The 18988-nt window shown below is 25.8% G+C and carries 19 protein-coding genes and 1 tRNA gene; 12 read left to right on the top strand and 8 right to left on the bottom strand.

Annotated features, from left to right (window positions below; translation table 11 throughout):
• The first annotated feature begins 226 nt into the window (after window positions 1-226).
• From BP769_RS01925 to BP769_RS01895, 7 genes are all read left to right on the top strand, one after another.
• A complete protein-coding gene (locus tag BP769_RS01925; RefSeq protein ID WP_409199109.1) occupies window positions 227-1567 on the top strand; it encodes a signal recognition particle protein Srp54 in 1341 nt (446 codons plus the stop codon).
• A 35-nt stretch (window positions 1568-1602) separates the two neighbouring features.
• Complete coding sequence (locus tag BP769_RS01920; protein ID WP_413825011.1) at window positions 1603-2874, top strand: tRNA pseudouridine(54/55) synthase Pus10; 1272 nt, start codon at window positions 1603-1605, stop codon at window positions 2872-2874.
• 353 nt (window positions 2875-3227) lie between these two features.
• Window positions 3228-3518 (top strand): 50S ribosomal protein L21e, encoded by a 291-nt coding sequence (locus BP769_RS01915; protein ID WP_409198202.1) that lies wholly within the window; start codon window positions 3228-3230, stop codon window positions 3516-3518.
• 5 nt (window positions 3519-3523) lie between these two features.
• A complete protein-coding gene (locus tag BP769_RS01910; RefSeq protein WP_409198203.1) occupies window positions 3524-3862 on the top strand; it encodes an RNA polymerase Rpb4 family protein in 339 nt (112 codons plus the stop codon).
• A 293-nt stretch (window positions 3863-4155) separates the two neighbouring features.
• A complete protein-coding gene (locus BP769_RS01905) occupies window positions 4156-4803 on the top strand; it encodes a DUF655 domain-containing protein (RefSeq protein WP_413825009.1) in 648 nt (215 codons plus the stop codon).
• Window positions 4804-4894: 91 nt separating this feature from the next.
• Entirely contained in the window at window positions 4895-5770 is an 876-nt protein-coding gene (gene rsmA, locus BP769_RS01900; protein ID WP_413825007.1) for a 16S rRNA (adenine(1518)-N(6)/adenine(1519)-N(6))-dimethyltransferase RsmA, read from the top strand.
• 21 nt (window positions 5771-5791) lie between these two features.
• On the top strand, window positions 5792-6382 hold the full coding sequence (locus BP769_RS01895; protein WP_413825005.1) for a HemK2/MTQ2 family protein methyltransferase: 591 nt from the start codon (window positions 5792-5794) through the stop codon (window positions 6380-6382).
• Between the two features lie 22 nt (window positions 6383-6404).
• On the opposite strand, the gene dapF is transcribed toward BP769_RS01895, so the two are convergent.
• Together dapF and lysA are read right to left on the bottom strand one after the other, a co-directional pair.
• Complete coding sequence (gene dapF / locus BP769_RS01890; RefSeq protein ID WP_413825003.1) at window positions 6405-7265, bottom strand: diaminopimelate epimerase; 861 nt, start codon at window positions 7263-7265, stop codon at window positions 6405-6407.
• Between the two features lie 15 nt (window positions 7266-7280).
• Window positions 7281-8567: a diaminopimelate decarboxylase gene (gene lysA, locus BP769_RS01885; RefSeq protein ID WP_413825001.1), complete on the bottom strand. Its 1287-nt coding sequence runs from the start codon at window positions 8565-8567 to the stop codon at window positions 7281-7283.
• Window positions 8568-9004: 437 nt separating this feature from the next.
• Here lysA and BP769_RS01880 point away from each other — a divergent pair, with 437 nt between their 5' ends.
• Entirely contained in the window at window positions 9005-9406 is a 402-nt protein-coding gene (locus BP769_RS01880; RefSeq protein ID WP_413824999.1) for an NUDIX hydrolase, read from the top strand.
• Between the two features lie 22 nt (window positions 9407-9428).
• Here the strand turns inward: BP769_RS01880 and BP769_RS01875 are convergent, their stop codons facing one another.
• On the bottom strand, window positions 9429-10604 hold the full coding sequence (locus BP769_RS01875; RefSeq protein ID WP_413824997.1) for an aspartate aminotransferase family protein: 1176 nt from the start codon (window positions 10602-10604) through the stop codon (window positions 9429-9431).
• 142 nt (window positions 10605-10746) lie between these two features.
• Here BP769_RS01875 and BP769_RS01870 point away from each other — a divergent pair, with 142 nt between their 5' ends.
• Together BP769_RS01870 and BP769_RS01865 are read left to right on the top strand one after the other, a co-directional pair.
• Entirely contained in the window at window positions 10747-11787 is a 1041-nt protein-coding gene (locus BP769_RS01870; RefSeq protein WP_413824995.1) for an aldo/keto reductase, read from the top strand.
• A 73-nt stretch (window positions 11788-11860) separates the two neighbouring features.
• Window positions 11861-12289: a peptidylprolyl isomerase gene (locus BP769_RS01865; protein WP_409198212.1), complete on the top strand. Its 429-nt coding sequence runs from the start codon at window positions 11861-11863 to the stop codon at window positions 12287-12289.
• A 50-nt stretch (window positions 12290-12339) separates the two neighbouring features.
• Here BP769_RS01865 and BP769_RS01860 read toward each other — a convergent pair whose 3' ends face one another.
• Genes BP769_RS01860 through hisF form a run of 3 tightly spaced genes read right to left on the bottom strand, consistent with a single transcriptional unit; the run spans window position 12340 to window position 14932 of the window.
• A complete protein-coding gene (locus BP769_RS01860) occupies window positions 12340-13104 on the bottom strand; it encodes a hypothetical protein (protein ID WP_413824993.1) in 765 nt (254 codons plus the stop codon).
• A gap of 16 nt (window positions 13105-13120) precedes the next feature.
• On the bottom strand, window positions 13121-14092 hold the full coding sequence (locus BP769_RS01855) for a DNA glycosylase (protein ID WP_413825042.1): 972 nt from the start codon (window positions 14090-14092) through the stop codon (window positions 13121-13123).
• A gap of 15 nt (window positions 14093-14107) precedes the next feature.
• Window positions 14108-14932, bottom strand: a complete 825-nt coding sequence (gene hisF, locus BP769_RS01850) for an imidazole glycerol phosphate synthase subunit HisF (protein WP_413824991.1) — start codon at window positions 14930-14932, stop codon at window positions 14108-14110.
• 174 nt (window positions 14933-15106) lie between these two features.
• Between hisF and BP769_RS01845 the strand changes: the two genes are divergently transcribed.
• Window positions 15107-15180 (top strand) — tRNA-Arg (locus BP769_RS01845).
• Between the two features lie 18 nt (window positions 15181-15198).
• Here BP769_RS01845 and BP769_RS01840 read toward each other — a convergent pair.
• Window positions 15199-16977 (bottom strand): helicase C-terminal domain-containing protein, encoded by a 1779-nt coding sequence (locus BP769_RS01840; protein WP_413824988.1) that lies wholly within the window; start codon window positions 16975-16977, stop codon window positions 15199-15201.
• Window positions 16978-17242: 265 nt separating this feature from the next.
• Between BP769_RS01840 and cobI the strand changes: the two genes are divergently transcribed.
• Window positions 17243-17953: a precorrin-2 C(20)-methyltransferase gene (cobI, locus tag BP769_RS01835; protein ID WP_409198216.1), complete on the top strand. Its 711-nt coding sequence runs from the start codon at window positions 17243-17245 to the stop codon at window positions 17951-17953.
• Between the two features lie 29 nt (window positions 17954-17982).
• On the opposite strand, the gene BP769_RS01830 is transcribed toward cobI, so the two are convergent.
• A complete protein-coding gene (locus tag BP769_RS01830) occupies window positions 17983-18798 on the bottom strand; it encodes a V4R domain-containing protein (protein WP_409198217.1) in 816 nt (271 codons plus the stop codon).
• Between the last annotated feature and the right edge of the window lie 190 nt (window positions 18799-18988).

Raw genomic sequence — 18988 nt, 5'->3', positions numbered from 1 at the left:
TAATATAAATTATTTTTAGCAATTTTTTTTTAACAAAATTTTATTAATAATTAAAAAATCAGTTTTTTAACATATTCTAATTATATAATATTATTTATAATAAATATGATTGTTAAATATAATTATATAATAAAAGATATCTTAATAGTTATATAATATATTAAAAAATTTAACATTAAATTATTATTTCATTTATTAAAATTTTATCAAAAAAAATAACACAGTGATAAAAATGTTAGGAAATTTAGGAGAAAATCTAACAAATACTATGAAAAAATTAGCAGGAATGACTGTTATTGATAAGAAAACTATCAAAGAAGTAGTTAGAGAAATACAAAGAGCATTAATACAGTCCGATGTTAATATAAAATTAGTTCAATCATTATCAAAAAAAATTGAAGAAAGAGCAATTGAAGAAAAACCTCCAAAAGGAATAACCCCTAGAGAACATGTTATAACAATTATTTACGAAGAAATGGTACAATTACTTGGTTCTGAGGCTGTAGATTTAAATATTGACCAAAAACCATTTAAAATATTGTTTTTAGGTTTGCAAGGAAGTGGTAAAACAACCACCATAGGTAAATTATGTAAATATTTACAAAAAAAAGGATTTTCACCAGCTATTGTATGTACTGATACATGGAGACCTGCAGCATACGAACAATTAAAACAATTAACAGAAGAAATGCAAATCTCATTATATGGAGATCCCAACAATAAAGATGCATTAGATTTAGCTAAAAAAGGACTTAAAGAATTTAAAAATCAAAAGGTAATAATTTTTGATACAGCTGGAAGACATAAAGAGGAATCTGATTTATTAAAAGAAATGAAAGAATTAGATGAAGTTATAAATCCAACTGAATCCATATTAGTTATTGATGGAACAATAGGCCAACAGGCAGGAGCTCAAGCAAAAGCATTCTCAGAAGCAACAGAAATTGGATCTATAATCATTTCAAAATTAGATGGTACTGCTAAAGGTGGAGGTGCTTTATCTGCAGTTGCAGAAACTGGAGCTCCTATTAAATTTATTGGTACCGGTGAAAGAATTGATGACTTTGAAGCTTTTAACCCTGAAAGATTTATTTCCAGATTATTAGGTATGGGGGATATAAAAAGTTTAGTTGAAAAAGCTGAAGAAGTTGTAGATGAAGATGTTGCAACAGAAACTATGAATGCAATGTTAAGTGGAAAATTCACCTTGAAAGATATGAAAAATCAATTTGATATGATGAATAAAATGGGACCAATGCAACAAATAATGAACATGATCCCCGGAATGGGTGCTAAAATACCTAAAGAAGCTTCAAAAATGACTGAAGACAAAATTGTAATCTATAAAATAATGATGTCTTCCATGACAAATAAAGAAATGGAAAATCCTAAAATAATTAAACATTCTAGAATAGCTAGAATAGCAAGAGGTGCAGGAGTAGAAGAATCAGAAGTTAAAGATCTTCTAAAATATTACAATAACACTAAAAAAGCTATGAAAGGAATTGGAAGAAGAGGAATGGGTGGAGGAGCTATGAATCGTTTAATGGGACAATTCATGAAATAAATATAAGATTTTTAAATTAAAAAAAAGAAGATACAATGGATGAAGAAACTAAAACAAAAATATTAGAACTTATGGAACTTACTGAGGGTAAAATCTGTAATCATTGCTTAGGTCGTAAATTTTCAGATGTGATTGAGGGTGATGGAAATTTTGAGCGCGGTAAAAAAATCCGTGAAGAATTAAAATTAAACGACTTAGAAGAAAATGATGAATGTGATATATGTAAAAATTTATTTAAATACTTAGATGAAACAATACTTAAAAAAGTTGAAGCTAAAGTAAAATATTTAAATTTAGAATATGAAACTTTTGTAGTTGGTTCAAAATTAGAACCTGCGATTACAGAGAAGGATGAATATTTAAATAAAAGATTAGATCTTGATGTAGAACCTATAAAAAAGGAAGTTAATAGAACTATTGGGAAACTTTTAGAAAAAAATTTAAATAAAGAAGTCGATTTTATTACTCAAGATATAGTAATTATGGTTGATTTAAAAAATGTATTCAATAAAGAACCTAAAGTATTAAAAGATGGTACTTTAGATAATATTAAAGTTAGAATACAAATAAATCCAATATTTATTGAAGGCAGATATAATAAATACATTCGAGGTATTCCACAAACTAAATGGCCATGCCGAAATTGTAAAGGTAAAGGCTGCGAAAAGTGTAATGGAACAGGTAAACAATACCCAGAATCTGTAGAAGAATTATTGTCTGAAACTGTATTAAAAGAAAGTAAAGGATATGAAGCTAAATTTCACGGTGCTGGAAGAGAAGACATTGATGTTAGAATGTTAGGAACTGGAAGACCATTTGTACTAGAAATTAAAGAACCAAAAATAAGAAATTTAGATTTAAAAAAAATAGAAAAAGAAGTAAATATTCTTAATACTAATAAAACTAAATACAATGATTTAAAATTTGTTAAACGAAATAGAAAAGCTGAGATAAAAGTTTCATCCTCTGATAATTACAAAGTTTATAGGGCTTTAGTAAAATGTGATGAAGAAATTAATAAAAATGATTTAGAAAAATTAAATAAATTACATATAATTGAACAAAGAACTCCTATTAGAGTAGCTCATAGAAGAGCAGACAAAATTAGAATCAAGGAAGTTAAAAATATTAAAACTAATTACATTGATTTTCATAGCTTTGAAATTATAATAAAAACTCAAGGTGGACTTTATATCAAAGAACTCATTTCAGGAGATGAAGGTAGAAGCCAACCCAATATAAGTGAATTATTAAATAATAAATCTATTTGCGAAGAATTAGATGTAATTGAAGTAGGAATGGAATGAAATAATTTTAAATATTTTCTTAAAAATGAAAAAGTTTTTATATAATTTGAACTAAATAAGAAATTGTTAAAATAGTAAACTATATTAACATGTTAATAACAATAATTTATTATTATCAATTTACTAAAATTTCATTTATTTTAATAATTTTTTTATTCTGAAATATTTTTGAAATTTATCTATTTACTTTATAATTTTAGAACTAAATTAATTAACTAAATATATTAGTCTTTTTAATATAAATTAAAATCTGCTGATAATTAATTAAATACTGAAATTATTTAAATTTATAAAAAAGTGATAATTTAGCTATAAACCCAATAAAGGGAATTAATATTATCGAGGTATGAAAAATGAAAAGATCAAGAGGATTTAAAAGTAGAAGTAGAAATAAATTAACAAAAACTGCTAGACCAGGACGTTCTAATCCTATTACAAAAAAAATTCAACAATTTGAAGAAGGAGAAATAGTTCATATTATTATTGATCCAAGTATACAAAAAGGACAACCACATTCCAGATTTCACGGGAAAACTGCTAAAGTAGTTGGACAAAAAGGTGAAGCTTATATACTTTCTTTAAATGATGGAAATAAAGCTAAAGAATTAATAGTTAGACCAGACCACTTAAAAGCTCAAGAGTGATCTCAATGATTGGGAAAAAAACTTTGGATGTGAATCCAATTCCTGCTGCTGAAGTGAAAGAAATTTTAGAAGAGTTTAGTGAAAAAAATGAACTTAGCTATGAACAAAATTTAACTTTAGCACATGTAACAAACTTCCAAAAACTTCCTTTAGAAGATACAGAAAAATTAATCAAAGAATTAGAATCTATTGTAAAAACAAAATATGCAATACGAATAGCTGATTTAATGCCAAAAGACCTAGCTGATTTAAGATTAATATTTGCTAAAGAAAAATTTCCAATGAAAAAAGATGAAATGGAAGATGTTCTCAAAATTTTAAATAAATATCAAGTAGAAGAGTAAAATCTCTACTTAATATTACTATTTTTAAATTTTTTTAAAAAAATATTACTATTTTTAAAAATCCAAATTTTTAATAATTTGGTAGTTTTAACCTGCTTTAATAAAAGGACTATTTTTAAAAGTTTTAGAATTAAATCTTAATCTTCAAGTTTTAAGATTATAATTTAATAAAAAAATCTTAATATAAACAAAAAATAATAAAAGTAAATACAAAAATTATTATATTAGGTTAAATAAAAAGTAAATTAATTAAGATTAAAAATAAAGATAAAATATTACACGATGGTGATTAAATGGATATTAATAACCCTAAAAAAGAAGATGAGGCAATAATACTGGATTATTTGAGTTTAGGTTATGTTAAACCAGATATGACATCTTTCAGAGGAAATGCAGTTGCTCAAGCCATTGGTACACAAAGATTCAATTTATTAGAGTTAAGTCCTAAAAAAGGTGAAGACTTAGAAATTTTAGAAAAAGTTTACATTGGAGCAGGCAAAAGAGAAAAAATTAGCACAGTGAAAAGAAAATTAAACTTAGATGACTTAACCGCAACAAGTAGAATTGAAATAGATTTTGCAATTAAAGAAATAATAGAATCACAAGAAGAGAAATATGTAAAATTTTTCAATGAAGCAGGACCAATAAGCACAAGATTGCATAAATTAGAATTAATACCAGGAATTGGAAAAAAACATAGAGAGGAATTATTAAAAGCAAGAAATGATAGACCATTTGAAAGTTTTGAAGATATAAAAACTAGAGTTCCATTACTAACTGATCCAGTTGGAATGTTAGTAAATAGGGTGAAATTGGAATTAGATAATACTAAAGTTAAAAGAGGTAAAAATAAGTATTATTTATTCACTCAAATTCCGTCTAAAAATCATGGAAAAAAAAGACACCCAAACAATAGAAACAGAAAATATAAACAAAGATAAACTTTAATGAAAAAAGAGTACAACCTTTTTTCAACCCCTTTTTCTAATTTTAAATAAAATTTTTCCTTAAAAATAAAAATGATGTGATTAATTGAAAATTGAAGAAAACAAATCATCATTAGCTAAAGAAACTAAAAAAATTCTTCAAAAAAATAAAATTCACTTAAATAATAATTTAGGACAGAATTATTTAATAGATGAATTCAAAAGAAATCAAATTATATCATTTGCAAACCTAAAAAATGATGACAATATCCTAGAAATCGGTCCGGGTATTGGAACTTTAACTATTGAACTAGCTAAAAAAGTTAATAAAGTAACAGCTATTGAACAAGATACTAATATTTTTAAGATTTTAAAAAAAAGATTAAAAAATGAGAATATTAATAATGTTGAATTAATTAACGAGGATGCATTAAAAGTCAAATTTCCAGATTTTAATAAAATTGTTTCAAACTTACCTTACCAAATTTCATCTCCAATAACATTTAAACTTTTAGATTATTCATTTGACTTAGGTATTTTAATGTACCAAAAAGAATTTGGAGAACGCATGGTTGCTAAATCTGGAAACAGAAATTATTCTCGACTTTCAGCAATGTTATATTTTAAAAGTTTGATTGAAATCTTAGATAATGTATCTCCAGAATCATTTATTCCAAAACCAAAAGTTGAATCAGTTATATTAAAATTAACTCCTAAAAAAAATATAAATTTAAAAATTAGTGATGAAGAATTTAAAAATTATGAAATTGTTTGTAAAACTTTATTTCAACACAAAAATAAAAAATGTAAGAATGCTTTAATCGATTCTCGTCAAATATTAGGATATAAAGACAAAAAATTATTGAAATCTAAACTAAATGAAATTGATGTTAATGAATTATTTCTAAAACGTGCCGTAAATATGAGTCCGGAAGAAATATTATTATTATCTAAAAAATTAGAAACTGTAATCAAAAAATAATTATTTTTTAGAGGAATAAACATGAAAATTGGAGAATTTGAATTGGAAACAGAAGATTTAGTATATATACCGTCAGATGATACTTTTCTTTTAGCTGAAAATCTTGATATAAATTATGGTGATACTGTACTCGAAATTGGAACGGGAACAGGATTAGTAGCTATGTATGCGTCCCAATTAACAAATAAAATAACTGTTACGGATATTAATTTTAATGCATTGCAATTAGCTGAAAAAAATTTTAAAAAAAATAATATTGATAATATTGAAATAATTTTTGGAAATCTATTTGAACCATTGAAAAATAGAAAGTTTGATGTAATTTTATTCAACACTCCATATTTACCTACTTCTAATGATGAAATTTTAGACAATGATTTAAATTATGCTTTTGATGGTGGACCAGATGGAAGAAAAGTCATAGACATATTCTTAAATCAGGTCAAAAATTATTTAAATGAAAATGGAAAATTACAGATGATTCAGTCATCTTTATCTGATATTGATAAAACATTGCAAAAATTAGACCATAAAGGATTTATATCTGAAGTAGGTGCTAGTGAAAAATTCTTTTTTGAAGAAATAGTTTTAATAAATGGATACTTAATTTAAAAAAAAAATAAAAAAATAATATTTATTGAATTTCACCATTAAATACTAATTTTGCTGGACCTTCCATGAAAACACCAATTTCATTATCTTCTTCATAAATCTTAAATTTAAGATCCCCTCCAGGCAAATGAAGGAGAATATTCTCATTAAAAAAGCCTAATTTATAACCTGCAATAGCTGTAGAAGTTGCACCAGTACCACAAGCTAAAGTTACTCCTGCTCCTCTTTCCCAAGTTTTCATTTCTCCTTCATTAGGAGAAAAAACTTTAACAAAGTGAACATTTATTTTTTCAGGAAATACTTTATGACATTCTATAGCTGGACCGAACCTATTGATATCAACATTATTTAAGTCATCAACAAAGATGATTGCATGAGGATTTCCAACATTAATTGCAGTAACATTAAAATGTTCCCCATCAACAAGCAAATCTTGATTTAAAAATTCTTCCTGATTTGAAATCATTGGAATTTCATTTGTTTTAAATGTTGATAAGCCCATATTAACTTTAAATGATACAGGCTCATTATTTTCAACTTGAACCTCTAAAGTTAATATATTACACATAGTTTCTATTGTCATGGATTTTTTGTTGATTATATTATTTCGGTATACATAATCTCCGAAACAACGAATTCCATTTCCACACATTTCTGCCTCAGAACCATCGGGATTAAACATCCGATATCTTAAATCTGCCTTTTCAGAGTTTGAAATAAATAGTAACCCATCAGATCCTACACCAAAATGTCTATCACAAAGAAATTTACATGCTTCGGGTTTATTTTGTTCTGAAATAATTTCTTCTTTTGTTTCATCAATGATTATAAAATCATTACCAATACCATGCATCTTTGAAAATTTTAATCCTTTTAAATCCATTGTTAACCTCAAATTTTAATTTTTTAAATGATCTGGAATAATCTGTTTATTAAATAAATCATCAAATTTTTCTTCTTCACGAACTAAGATAGGTTTTCCGTTACTTATAAGAACTTCTGCAGGTAAAGGTCTAGAATTATAGTTAGATGCCATTGTAAAACCGTAAGCTCCTGCATTTAATATTCCTAATATATCTCCTTCTTGAATTTTTGGTAAAAATCTATCTCTTGCAAATAAATCTCCAGATTCACATACATTTCCAGCAACATCTACTTTTTCAACTGGGTCTTCATTCATTTTATTAGCTAAAACTATATGGTGGTATGAACCGTACATAGTAGGTCTTAATAATGTGTTAAATCCTGCATCAGTTCCAATAAATTTCCTATAACTTTGTTTAACACTGTTAACAGATACTAATAAAACAGAAGCGTCTCCTACAATATATCTTCCAGGCTCTAAATATAATGTTGGTTCTTTCATATCATATTCTTGGAGTTTTTGTTTAAATAACTCTACATTTTCTTTTGCAAAATTATCAATATCTAATAATTTTTCATCAGGTGTATATGGTATTCCTATGCCTCCACCAAAATCTATGAATTCGAAATCAATATCTGCTTCTTTATGTACTTTACCTGCAATATCCATTGTAGATTTAATTGCTAGTTTAAATGGTTCTGGATCTAAAATTCCAGACCCTATATGAGAATGCATACCTACAGGATTAAATCCTAATTTTTTAGCTAATTTATATGCTTCAACTGCTTCAGTTTCCATTATACCAAATTTAGCCATTACTCCACCAGTAATACAATGTTTATGATGTCCTGCTTCAACCATTGGATTAACTCTAAAAGATATTTTAGTACCATTAGGATTTATAACTTCAGCTAATCTTTTAAGAGCAGACATAGAATCTATATTTAACACAACATCTTCATCTGCAACAAATTTCATTTCTTCATTTTTGATATTGTTTCCAGTGAAAAGAATTTTATCAGAAGAAAATCCTAATTTTTTACATGTATAAACTTCACCTGGAGATACAGTATCTATGCAGCAACCTTCATCTTTTAAAATAGACATTACCGCGAGGTTAGTATTCGCTTTACATGCATAAAATACCTTGAAATCTTTATAATATTTTGAAAATGCATTATAAAATCTTTGATAATTTTCTCTTATTCTGTTTTCATCAATAACATATAAAGGAGTGCCAAATTCTTTTACTATATCGCAAACATCTGCACCACCAATAGTTAAATGGTTTTTTTCATTAGTTTTAATATTTAAATCCATGATTTAACTCCAAAGTGTATTTAAATTAATTATTATTTTTTGAATATTTAACTAGATTCAATATAATATTCATTATTAAAAAAATTTATTGTTATTATTATATATAATTAATCTCGGAATAAATTAATAAAATTTATAAAAATTCAATTAACTTTTTCAATACGGTATGTTCTTAAATTTAATTTAAGTCATATTAAATTTCATATTAGAAATTTATTTCTTTATAATGGTTTAAATATAAATTTAACAAAAAAATATATTTTAGAACATCACGTATAAACTAAATTTTTAATTAATAATAAGTAAAAATAAAATATTCTAAAAATTAAAGATAATTTATCTATTTAACGAACAATAAATAAATCAATGAAGAGAATTTTAAAAATAAAATATGTGAATTTTTTTGAAAAAAAATGAATTATATAGTGTGATAAATTATGGTAAAACCTTACGGATTAACAATGAGAGGAATTGTAAAAAAAGACGATGAAATTTTACTCATAAAAAGACATTCTAAATCTAAAACTGGAGCATGTCAATGGGAACTTCCTGGAGGAAAAGTTGAAAAATGTGAATTCTTTGATGAAGCACTAATTAGAGAATTTAAAGAAGAAACAAATTTAAATGTAAGATTAGGAGATTTTTATGAGGCTATACAACAAGATTTTATCAATAGACGAACTGTACAAATAATTATTTATGTAATTCCTGAAAATTGGGAAGTTAAAATAAGTAATGAACATGAAGATTATACTTGGGCAGATATAAAAAAAATAAAAACATTAAATATTACAGAAGGATTAAAAAAGTTATTAGAAAAAAAGAATTGGGTAATTTAAAACATTTATATTTTTTTAATGTTTAATTAATATTTGAAAATACCTCATCTAATAATGGAATCATTTTATCAACATCAGATTTAGAAATTAAAAGTGGTGGAGCAAATCTTAAAACATTACCGGCAGTACAATTAATTAATACTCTTCTTTTTCTCATTTCATCAACAATTTCTCCACCAGGCATATTTAATTCAATACCTATTAATAATCCTAATCCTCGTACTTCAGTTATAAAATCATATTTAGATTTTAATTCTAAAAATTTATTTTTTAAGTATTTTCCAACTTCCTCTGCATTTTCAGATAATTTTTTTTCAATAATTTCATCAACTGCAGCATTAGCTGCAGCACAAGATAATGGATTTCCTCCAAAGGTAGATCCATGATCCCCTGGAACAAAACCTTCAGACACTTTATTTGAGGTTAAAGTTGCACCTATAGGAACTCCTCCACCTAAACCCTTAGCAAGAGAAATTATATCTGGTTTAATATCAAAGTATTGTGAAGCTAATATTTTTCCAGTTCTTCCTAAACCAGTTTGAACCTCATCAATAATTAATAAAACATCTTTTTCTTTACAATAAGCATCCAATTCTTCAAAATATCCTTCAGGAGCCATGTTTAACCCGCCTTCACCTTGAATTATTTCAATCAATACAGCTGCAGTATTATCATCTATAGCTCCTTTCATCGCATTCATATCACCAAAATTTACATGTTTAAAACCAGGAGGTAATGGTTTAAATGGTAATTTATATTGATCTTGACCAGTCGCAGTAACTGTTAACATTGTTCTTCCATGAAAAGAATTATAAGTTGCAACAATATCCCCTTTTCCGGTGTATTTTCTTGCTAATTTAATAGCAGCCTCATTTGCTTCAGCACCACTATTTGAAAAGAATACTTTATCTAATCCTGAAAATTCTGCAATTTTTTTAGATAAAATAGCTGCAGGTTCATTATAGTATATATTAGAACAATGAATCATTTTTTCAGCTTGAGTTTTAATAGCATTTACCACTTTATCATCAGTTTGTCCAACATTATTAACTGCTATACCTGCAAAAAAATCTAAATATTCATTCCCGTCTATATCATAAACAAATTGTCCATGACCATGATCTAAGGCTATAGGTTGTCTCCCATAAGTATGCATTATATGTTTATCATATGTATCAATAATTTCATCAGTATTCATATTATTCCTCTTAAAATATTTTTTTTAATATTATTAGTAAATCATAAAATTAGTTTATTATAATAAAATGTGATTATAAATTATGTTTTTTAAAGTATAAATAAGTACAATTATAAATTTAAATTATGTATGAGTTGATTTTATGGTGAATGTAAGATTAGGTAAATCTGAAATAGTAGTAAATAAAAATGGGTTTGGAGCATTACCAATTCAAAGAGTTCCAATGAAAGAAAGTATTAAAATAATTCAAAAAGCTTACGAAGGAGGTATAAATTATTATGATACTGCCCGTGCTTATACTGACAGTGAAAAAAAGTTAGGTATAGCTCTTAATAATGTCAGAGATAAAGTTGTAATTGCTTCTAAAACAAGGGCTTTAAATGTCGAAGATTTTTGGAAAGATTTAAATCAAAGCCTTAAAGAATTACAAACTGATTATATAGATTTATATCAGTTCCATAATCCCCCATTTGTCCCAAAACTTAATGATAATACTGGTCTTTATGAAGCAATGATTGAAGCTAAAGAAAAAGGATTCATAAAACATATAGGAATTACATTTCATAAGTTGAATTTGGCAGATGAAGCTATAAATAGTGGTTTATATGAAACATTACAATTCCCTTTTTCTTATTTAAGTGGAAAAGAAGATTTAAATATAATTAAATCATGCAAAAAAGAAGATGTAGGATTCATTGCAATGAAAGCTTTTTCAGGTGGATTAATTACCAATGGATATGCTAGTTTTGGATTTATGGAAAAATATGATAATGTTTTACCAATTTGGGGAATACAAAAGGAAAAAGAATTAGATGAAGCCCTTAATAATTTAAAATCTCCTGTTAAATTAAATAAAAAATTAATCGAAGATATAAATAATGATAAAAAAGATTTAATTGGGGAATTTTGTAGAGGATGTGGATATTGTTCTCCTTGTTCTGTTGATATCAAAATATTTATGTGTGCAAGAATGTCATTATTTTTAAGACGTTTCCCCCCGGAGTTATATTTAACTGAAGATAATCAGAAGATGATGAAACAAATCGAGGAATGTACACATTGTAATAAATGTAAAGAAAGATGTCCATATGAATTGGATATCCCTACTCTCCTAAAAGAAAATTATGAAGATTACAAAAACATAATAGATGGAAAAACAAAAGTTAGTTATGTAAAAGAATAAAATTAGATTAATTTATATAGATTAATTTAATATATAAAAAATATAATTAAAAAATATTTAAAGAGTTAAAAAAATGAAAACTGCAACTATAGAAACAGAAAAAGGAAATATTATATTAGAATTATTTCCCAATGAAGCACCAGGAACCGTAGCAAATTTTGAAAAACTTGCAAATTCAGAATTTTATGATGGCTTAACTTTTCATAGAGTTATTCCAGATTTTGTAATACAAGGTGGAGATCCAAATGGTAATGGAACAGGTGGACCTGGATACACAATTAAATGTGAAACTGAAGGAAATCCTCATAAACATGGCGTAGGAGCATTATCTATGGCTCATGCAGGTAAAGATACTGGAGGAAGCCAATTTTTCATAACTCATTCTCCTCAACCTCATCTTGATGGTGTACACACTGTATTTGGAAAAGTTATTGAAGGTATGGATGTAGTAAATGCTATAGAACAAGGAGATGTCATGAATAAAGTAAGAGTTAAAGGATAAAATCCTTTACAAAACTCTTTTTTATTATAAGATATTTTAAAAAAATATTTTTATAAAAAATCTTTTAAATCCATATTAATTAATTTATAATAAGTTTTATGTGATCGAACAACATCTTCCATAGTTATATTTTTATCTTCTCTTTTTACTGCACTAGAAGCAGCTAAAAATATTAATAAATAATTTTCTGTTAAATTAAATCTAGTATTGTACATATCCATATTCTTAGAATTAACATTTGTAATATTATTTCTAATATTTTGAATTTTACTAAAAAGTTTTTTACTTTTTTTATCCCATTTTATAGTCTTTAATTTGTCATAAAAATTTTGAGTAGGTGGAGTATAATCTAAATCTTGATTAAATTCATCAAATAAAACCATTACTTTATCCATTAAGTTAAATATTCTTTCAACACGAACTAAGTGAGATGATTTAACATTACAAATAGTAGATAATAATGTAAATGTACTAATAAACATAGTATATATTATTAAGTCCCCATGTAATGAGGGCAAATAAATTAAAGGCTTACTTAAAACAGAAGCATAAGTTAATTGAGGATATTTGTTAGAAAATGATTCATTATTAGATGAATTTTTATCAACGGAAATATTTAGTCTCTCATAATCTTTTTCTGCAGTATTTTTAGCTTCTTTAAAAATTTTTAAGTAAATCTCACAACCAAATAAGTTTTTAGTATGTTCTAAAATATTGGATAATCCTTGAATATTGCCAAATTCCTGTTTAATTTTTTTAATTTGGTTGATAGTATAATTTTTTTCATCTGAAATGGAGTAATTAATATCTTTCATATAATTTCCTACTTAATTAAATTTTAGTTAATTTATCCATTAAACCAGATTTACGAGCATAATGAAAAAGGTATAATTGTGCATATCCTGCATAATCTCCAAATTTATCCATTCCAAAATCACGAACTTTATTGGCAGAGATATCTTCACCATTAAAGTAAAGATTAGATATTATTCTTTTTATCCATACATCAGAAGGAAAAGCTTCTTTAAAACCAAAACCATATAATAAAATACAATCCGCAACTTTAGGGCCAACACCTGGAATTTTTATAATAGTTTGAAATGCTTCATCATATTCCATTTTAAATATATCATTATAATTTAGTTGATTTGTAAATATATCTGAAGTTTTTTTCATATATTTAGCCCTATAACCCACACCACATGATTTAAGATTATTAACACAACATTCAATCTCTGTATGATGGTTTAATGCTTCATATTCTTCTAAATCATCTTCATAAACTTTAGATAAAGTTGAGGGAGTAGGAAATGTGAAAAAATTTCCAGAAGGAAATAAGATTTCTTTACCCCATTTGTAATTGATTTGAGAAATAGATTTAGTCCAACGATTAATTGAATTATTAGCACTGCAAATAGATGAAATAATACATTCAAAAGGATTTTTAGCTAAAAATAGGCGTAACCCATTACAAAATTTTATAGAATCAATTAATTTAGAATCCATCATTAAAAACTTGTAAAATTTATCTAAATCAAAATCTAAATTATATATTTTAACAATTTCAGAACATATTTCTTTTTCTAACGATTTTTTATTAATGGATGAATCTAAATTTAATGGTAATTCATAATTTAAATTGAATGATTTAAAATTCTTTTGGGATAATTTTATAAGCACAGGAGATTCTTTTAAAATTAATAAACTTTGATACTCACCTTCCTCATTTATAACCCATGGAGGTTGTGAAGTTTGACCAGATGATTGAGTTAATTCCAAATTTATTAATTTATTAAATTTCATCATTTTAACATCCTATTACATACGAACATTAACACCATGTTCTTTTAAATATTTTTTTACAACTGGAACAGGATATTCATTAAAATGGAATATACTTGCAGCTAAAGCAGCACTTGCATTAGCAATTGTAAATGCTTCTTTAATATGTTCAGGTGTTCCAACTCCTCCAGAAGCTATTACAGGAATATCCACATTATCATTTATAGCTTTTGTAAGATCTAAATCGTAACCATCTTTAGTTCCATCACCATCCATAGAAGTCAATAATATTTCACCTGCCCCTTTCTCTTGACATTTTTGAGCCCAAGAAATTGCATCAATACCAGTAAATTCTCTACCTCCATATATACTACAATCAAACCAACAAAGACCTTTATCTGTTTCTATTACATTCTTATCAAGTGCTTGAGTTTCATCATCAATATATCTTCTTTTAGCATCTATACCTATGACTACTGCTTGGGAACCCACAACTTCAGCAGCTTCGGTTAAAAGATTAGGATTATGAATAGCTGCAGTATTTGTAGAACATTTATCCGCTCCAGCTTTAAGCATATTTACATAATCTTCTACTTTACGTATTCCTCCACCTACACATATAGGGATGAAAACATTCTCAGTTAATCTTTCAATAACTTCTTTCATGGTCCCTCTTCTTTCATGAGAAGCTGTTATATCCAGTATAACTATTTCATCAGCACCATCTTCATAATAGCGAGTAGCTAATTCTACAGGATTACCTGCATAACGAATTTGTTTAAATTCAACCCCTTTAACAACTCTACCTTCTGGAATCTGTAAATCACAATCTAAACATGGAATAATTCTTTTAGTTAACATTAAATACTCCCTTAATAATATCTTTTTATACATTTAATTTTAAAAAATTACAATCTTTATAAAAATTACAGTATTATATAATATGTTTTGATATTTAAAAAATACTAAGGATTTATTAATAATAAAAATTAAATTATTTAATAGTATTATATTTTTAATATAATATTAAATAATGGTCCTATGGTCTAGCCTGGAATGACGCGGGACTTCGGATCCCGAGATCGGGGGTTCAAATCCCCCTAGGTCCGTCTTTTTTTATTAAATATTCAAAAATTATCATCAATGATTATTGCATCTTTAAAAAAGTCAGGAATTAAAGATTTATATAATGGACTTTTAAGTAACATTTTTATATCACTATCAAGGATATAAGTTACACAAGAATCATCTTCAGCTCTCATTCCCCTACCATATGCTTGCATTAATGTCATGACTGTTTTATATGCATACCAACGTTGATCTCTTTTTCTTCTCATATTAACTTGTTTATCTCCCAAATAAGGAAATGGTATTTTGTATATAACTTGGAATCTACATTTATCATATGGTAAATCCACACCCTCACTCATTGATGGAGAAACTAAAACTAATGGCTCCTGATTTTTTTCAAAATATTTTAAAATTCTTTCTCGATTAGTGGAATTATGAGAAATCAAACGTGAATTTGGTAAATTACGAGTTATATAATTTTGACATTTATAACTGTTTGTGTGTATTAATCCTTTATCGTTCTCATGTAGTTTAAGGATTTTATTAAGTATTGGGAGAGTTTTTGGAGCAGTGTGTTTTACTCTATTAGCAGACATTTTTCCAGCTAATTTAAGTTCAATTGGCCTTTTTTCAGGAGGAAATGGACTATCTGCTTTAATATGGTAAACTTCTTTTGGATTAAGTCCTAACCATTTAGAGAACATTTTATGAGATAAGATAGTAGCACTTAAAAAGATTACAACATCCCCATATTTAAATAAATAATCTTCAGCATAGTGATGAATTCTAAGTGGTTTAAAAGAAACTCCTTCATCGGTAGGGTCTATAACCCAATTTCGAGGTTCTTTTTGAAGATTTTCTTTCAATTTCTTCAATCTAAATGTAGTAGAATTAATTCTTTCTATTTTATTTTTTGGAAGATCTTTAATATCTATATCTTTATATGCATCATAAATTGCATCTATTTCATTGATCCAATCCTCAATTCCTCCATTATAAAGAGTTTTAGGACTTATAACTTTATGAATATCTTTTTCTAAACGTTTATTATAAAGATTTAATTCTAAAATTCTCATTAATTTATTTTCTATATTATGGGCTTCATCAAGGATTAATAAACTACGTTGACCGAAATGTTTGACATAATTTAATTCTAAAATAGCATAATCGTAATTCATTAAAGTTATTGGAGAATTTATAGCATTTGCTTTTTGTTGCCAATAATTACAATGATTTTCAGATTGATAAAATAAAACACCTCCATTAGAATCTTCAAAAGCTTCTGTAGCATCAAGAGTTGGATTTTTTACTACTCCAAATGGGCAGGTAAATTTAGAGGAAGAAGGTGATGTTTTACATGTTCCCATATCACAAGTTGTGTCTAAATTTTCATTCAAACAACCAAAATTGGATCTCCCTTTAACAAGAGGAAAATGAAATTCATTCATATATTGAGATTGTAATTGTTTAGTCATTGTTAATATATATGCAGATTCATACATTCTAGCTAATGTTGTGGCAATAGCTGATTTACCTGTTCCGGTACCTGCTTCTAAAATTATATATTTATAACCCTTAGAAATAGCATCTTCTATATCTTCGATTATTTCAAGTTGACCTGGTCTAGGGTTATTAAATGGAAAATTTTCTATAATATTTTCATTAATATTGGGATATTTATTTTTTAAAAAATCAATTTGAATTTTAGGTAAAGAATTATCTTCAAATGAATAAGATTGAGGTATTTTTACTTCTTCTAATTTTTTTTTAGTTTTAGATTTTTTAAAATTATCTAATTTTATATATTCTGTTTCGGAACTCATATTATTACTCATATATGTATTTTTAAAATGTTTAGCTATTTTAATATCTTTTGTTGATTAATTTTGCAACAAATTAACTTTTTTAACATCCACTTAAGACAAAAAATAGAATTACTCTTTTACTAAAATATTGAATCTGATAATATAAATAAATAAACCTAGAGTATGTGAAAAGTAATATAAAATTTAATTTAAAATAAAAGATATTTATTAAATGAAATGTATAATAAAAATTTAATAAGATGAGTAATTTAAAATAATTATTAAAGTGATAAATTTGGTAAAAAAAGGAAAACTAATTGGAATTGGAGTTGGGCCTGGAGACACAGAATTATTAACTATAAAAGCAGCAAATATTCTATCAAAAATTCCTGTGATATGTTCCCCAAAATCCTCAAAAGAAAAAGATAGTATAGCTTTATCAATAATTAAACCTATTATTGAAGATAGAGAAGATAAGGATACATTAAAAATTTTAGATCCTATTTTTCCAATGACTGAAGATAAAAATATTCTAGAAAAACATTGGGATGATGCTTCAAGAATAATATCCAATTTTTTAGATAAAGGACTGGACGTAGCATTTATAACATTAGGGGATCCTGCTATTTTTTCAACATTTTCTTATGTGCAAAAAAGATTATTCACAGATTACACTGTTGAAATGGTTCCAGGAATTACTGCATGTACTGCATGTGCATCAAGTATTGGTAAGCCATTAGTTGAAAAAAATGAAGTTCTTAGTATAGTCCCTAAAATTGATAATAGAATAGAATCAATATTAACAGAAGGTGATTCTATTGTTTTAATGAAACCTTCAAGAAATACTGATGAACTTGAAAATATTATTAATTTTAAATCTGAAGAAAAAGAAGTATTTTCTGTTGAAAAATGTAGTATGAAAGATGAGAAAATTATAAAAGGATTTTCTAAAGATAAACCTTATTTAACTACTACTTTAATCAAATTTAATAAAAAAAGTAATTAAATAACTAAAATTTTTAGTTATTTTAAAATTTATTCTGATTCAACTAAAGGAATGAATTCTTCATCAGTAGGTTCGACTAAGAAAGTACAGCAATTATCTCCCATAGTATAACATTTAATTTCTGTCACTTCAACTACTTGTTTTAAATAAGATGCTAATAAAGATTCAATTATTCCTGCGTCTAAAAAACATGCAGGTTTTCCGGTTTTTGGAAGTAAACCACATTCAAAACAATCAACTGAAGTAATTTCAATTGTATCACCTAATTTAATACTTAATTCTCCAAGACCATTATCTTTCCAGAAATTTATAATATTTTCAGCAAATACATTAACATCATCATCTTTTAGTTCTTCATATATTGTTTCACCAATATGTCTTCCAGTATCCAATAATATAGGGTCAATATTTATTCCTTCTTGAATTAAAGTAGATCTTAAAGTATGGAATAATAAAAAAGAAAATTGAAAATTAGTTTCATTAAGAATGTTATCAATCAAGAAATCTATTTTTCGTTCTTCCAATTCTACAGGTTCAGCAGCTTCAATTTCCCCTAAACATCTGGATTTAATATAAAATATTTTTTTTCTATGATCATTTGGATCAAATTTGTAAGATACAATACCATCTTCTCTTAATGATTTTAAATGAACGGAAATGGTGGATTTAGATTTTCCTGTGTTTTTAACTATTTCATCAAATTCCATTTCATTATTTTTAAGCATTGATAATATTGTAAGTTTTACAGGACTTTTTACAACATTGACTCCAATTTTTCCATCAATTTTTGAAAAAATTTGGATAGGAGGTTCTTTCTCTTCTAATTCTAAATTATTATTATCCATTATTAGCCTCTATTTAACGACTTTTATTAATTAATAAAAAAAATTTTAATTTTATAATTATAAGCTTATAATTAATTTTAATATTTATAATATTTATACTTGTTCCTATAATTACTAATAGTTTTAGCATATTTTTAATATCAATGAAATCTTATTAAATAGATAGACTTAACTTGAAATAATAATTATT

The sequence above is a fragment of the Methanobrevibacter sp. UBA417 genome, from assembly GCF_002508845.1.
GTDB lineage: Archaea > Methanobacteriota > Methanobacteria > Methanobacteriales > Methanobacteriaceae > Methanobrevibacter_A > Methanobrevibacter_A acididurans.
This window is presented reverse-complemented; position numbering and strand designations above follow the sequence as displayed.

Excerpts from the sequence above, each read along its gene's own strand:
- lysA (WP_413825001.1), bottom strand. The coding sequence starts at position 8,567 with ATGGATTTAAATATTAAAACTAATGAAAAAAACCATTTAACTATTGGT.
- BP769_RS01870 (WP_413824995.1), top strand. The coding sequence starts at position 10,747 with ATGGTGAATGTAAGATTAGGTAAATCTGAAATAGTAGTAAATAAAAAT.
- BP769_RS01910 (WP_409198203.1), top strand. The coding sequence starts at position 3,524 with ATGATTGGGAAAAAAACTTTGGATGTGAATCCAATTCCTGCTGCTGAA.
- BP769_RS01915 (WP_409198202.1), top strand. The coding sequence starts at position 3,228 with ATGAAAAGATCAAGAGGATTTAAAAGTAGAAGTAGAAATAAATTAACA.
- dapF (WP_413825003.1), bottom strand. The coding sequence starts at position 7,265 with ATGGATTTAAAAGGATTAAAATTTTCAAAGATGCATGGTATTGGTAAT.
- BP769_RS01895 (WP_413825005.1), top strand. The coding sequence starts at position 5,792 with ATGAAAATTGGAGAATTTGAATTGGAAACAGAAGATTTAGTATATATA.
- BP769_RS01905 (WP_413825009.1), top strand. The coding sequence starts at position 4,156 with ATGGATATTAATAACCCTAAAAAAGAAGATGAGGCAATAATACTGGAT.
- BP769_RS01830 (WP_409198217.1), bottom strand. The coding sequence starts at position 18,798 with ATGGATAATAATAATTTAGAATTAGAAGAGAAAGAACCTCCTATCCAA.
- BP769_RS01880 (WP_413824999.1), top strand. The coding sequence starts at position 9,005 with ATGGTAAAACCTTACGGATTAACAATGAGAGGAATTGTAAAAAAAGAC.
- BP769_RS01855 (WP_413825042.1), bottom strand. The coding sequence starts at position 14,092 with ATGAAATTTAATAAATTAATAAATTTGGAATTAACTCAATCATCTGGT.
- BP769_RS01875 (WP_413824997.1), bottom strand. The coding sequence starts at position 10,604 with ATGAATACTGATGAAATTATTGATACATATGATAAACATATAATGCAT.
- hisF (WP_413824991.1), bottom strand. The coding sequence starts at position 14,932 with ATGTTAACTAAAAGAATTATTCCATGTTTAGATTGTGATTTACAGATT.
- BP769_RS01840 (WP_413824988.1), bottom strand. The coding sequence starts at position 16,977 with ATGAGTAATAATATGAGTTCCGAAACAGAATATATAAAATTAGATAAT.
- BP769_RS01860 (WP_413824993.1), bottom strand. The coding sequence starts at position 13,104 with ATGAAAGATATTAATTACTCCATTTCAGATGAAAAAAATTATACTATC.
- BP769_RS01920 (WP_413825011.1), top strand. The coding sequence starts at position 1,603 with ATGGATGAAGAAACTAAAACAAAAATATTAGAACTTATGGAACTTACT.
- BP769_RS01865 (WP_409198212.1), top strand. The coding sequence starts at position 11,861 with ATGAAAACTGCAACTATAGAAACAGAAAAAGGAAATATTATATTAGAA.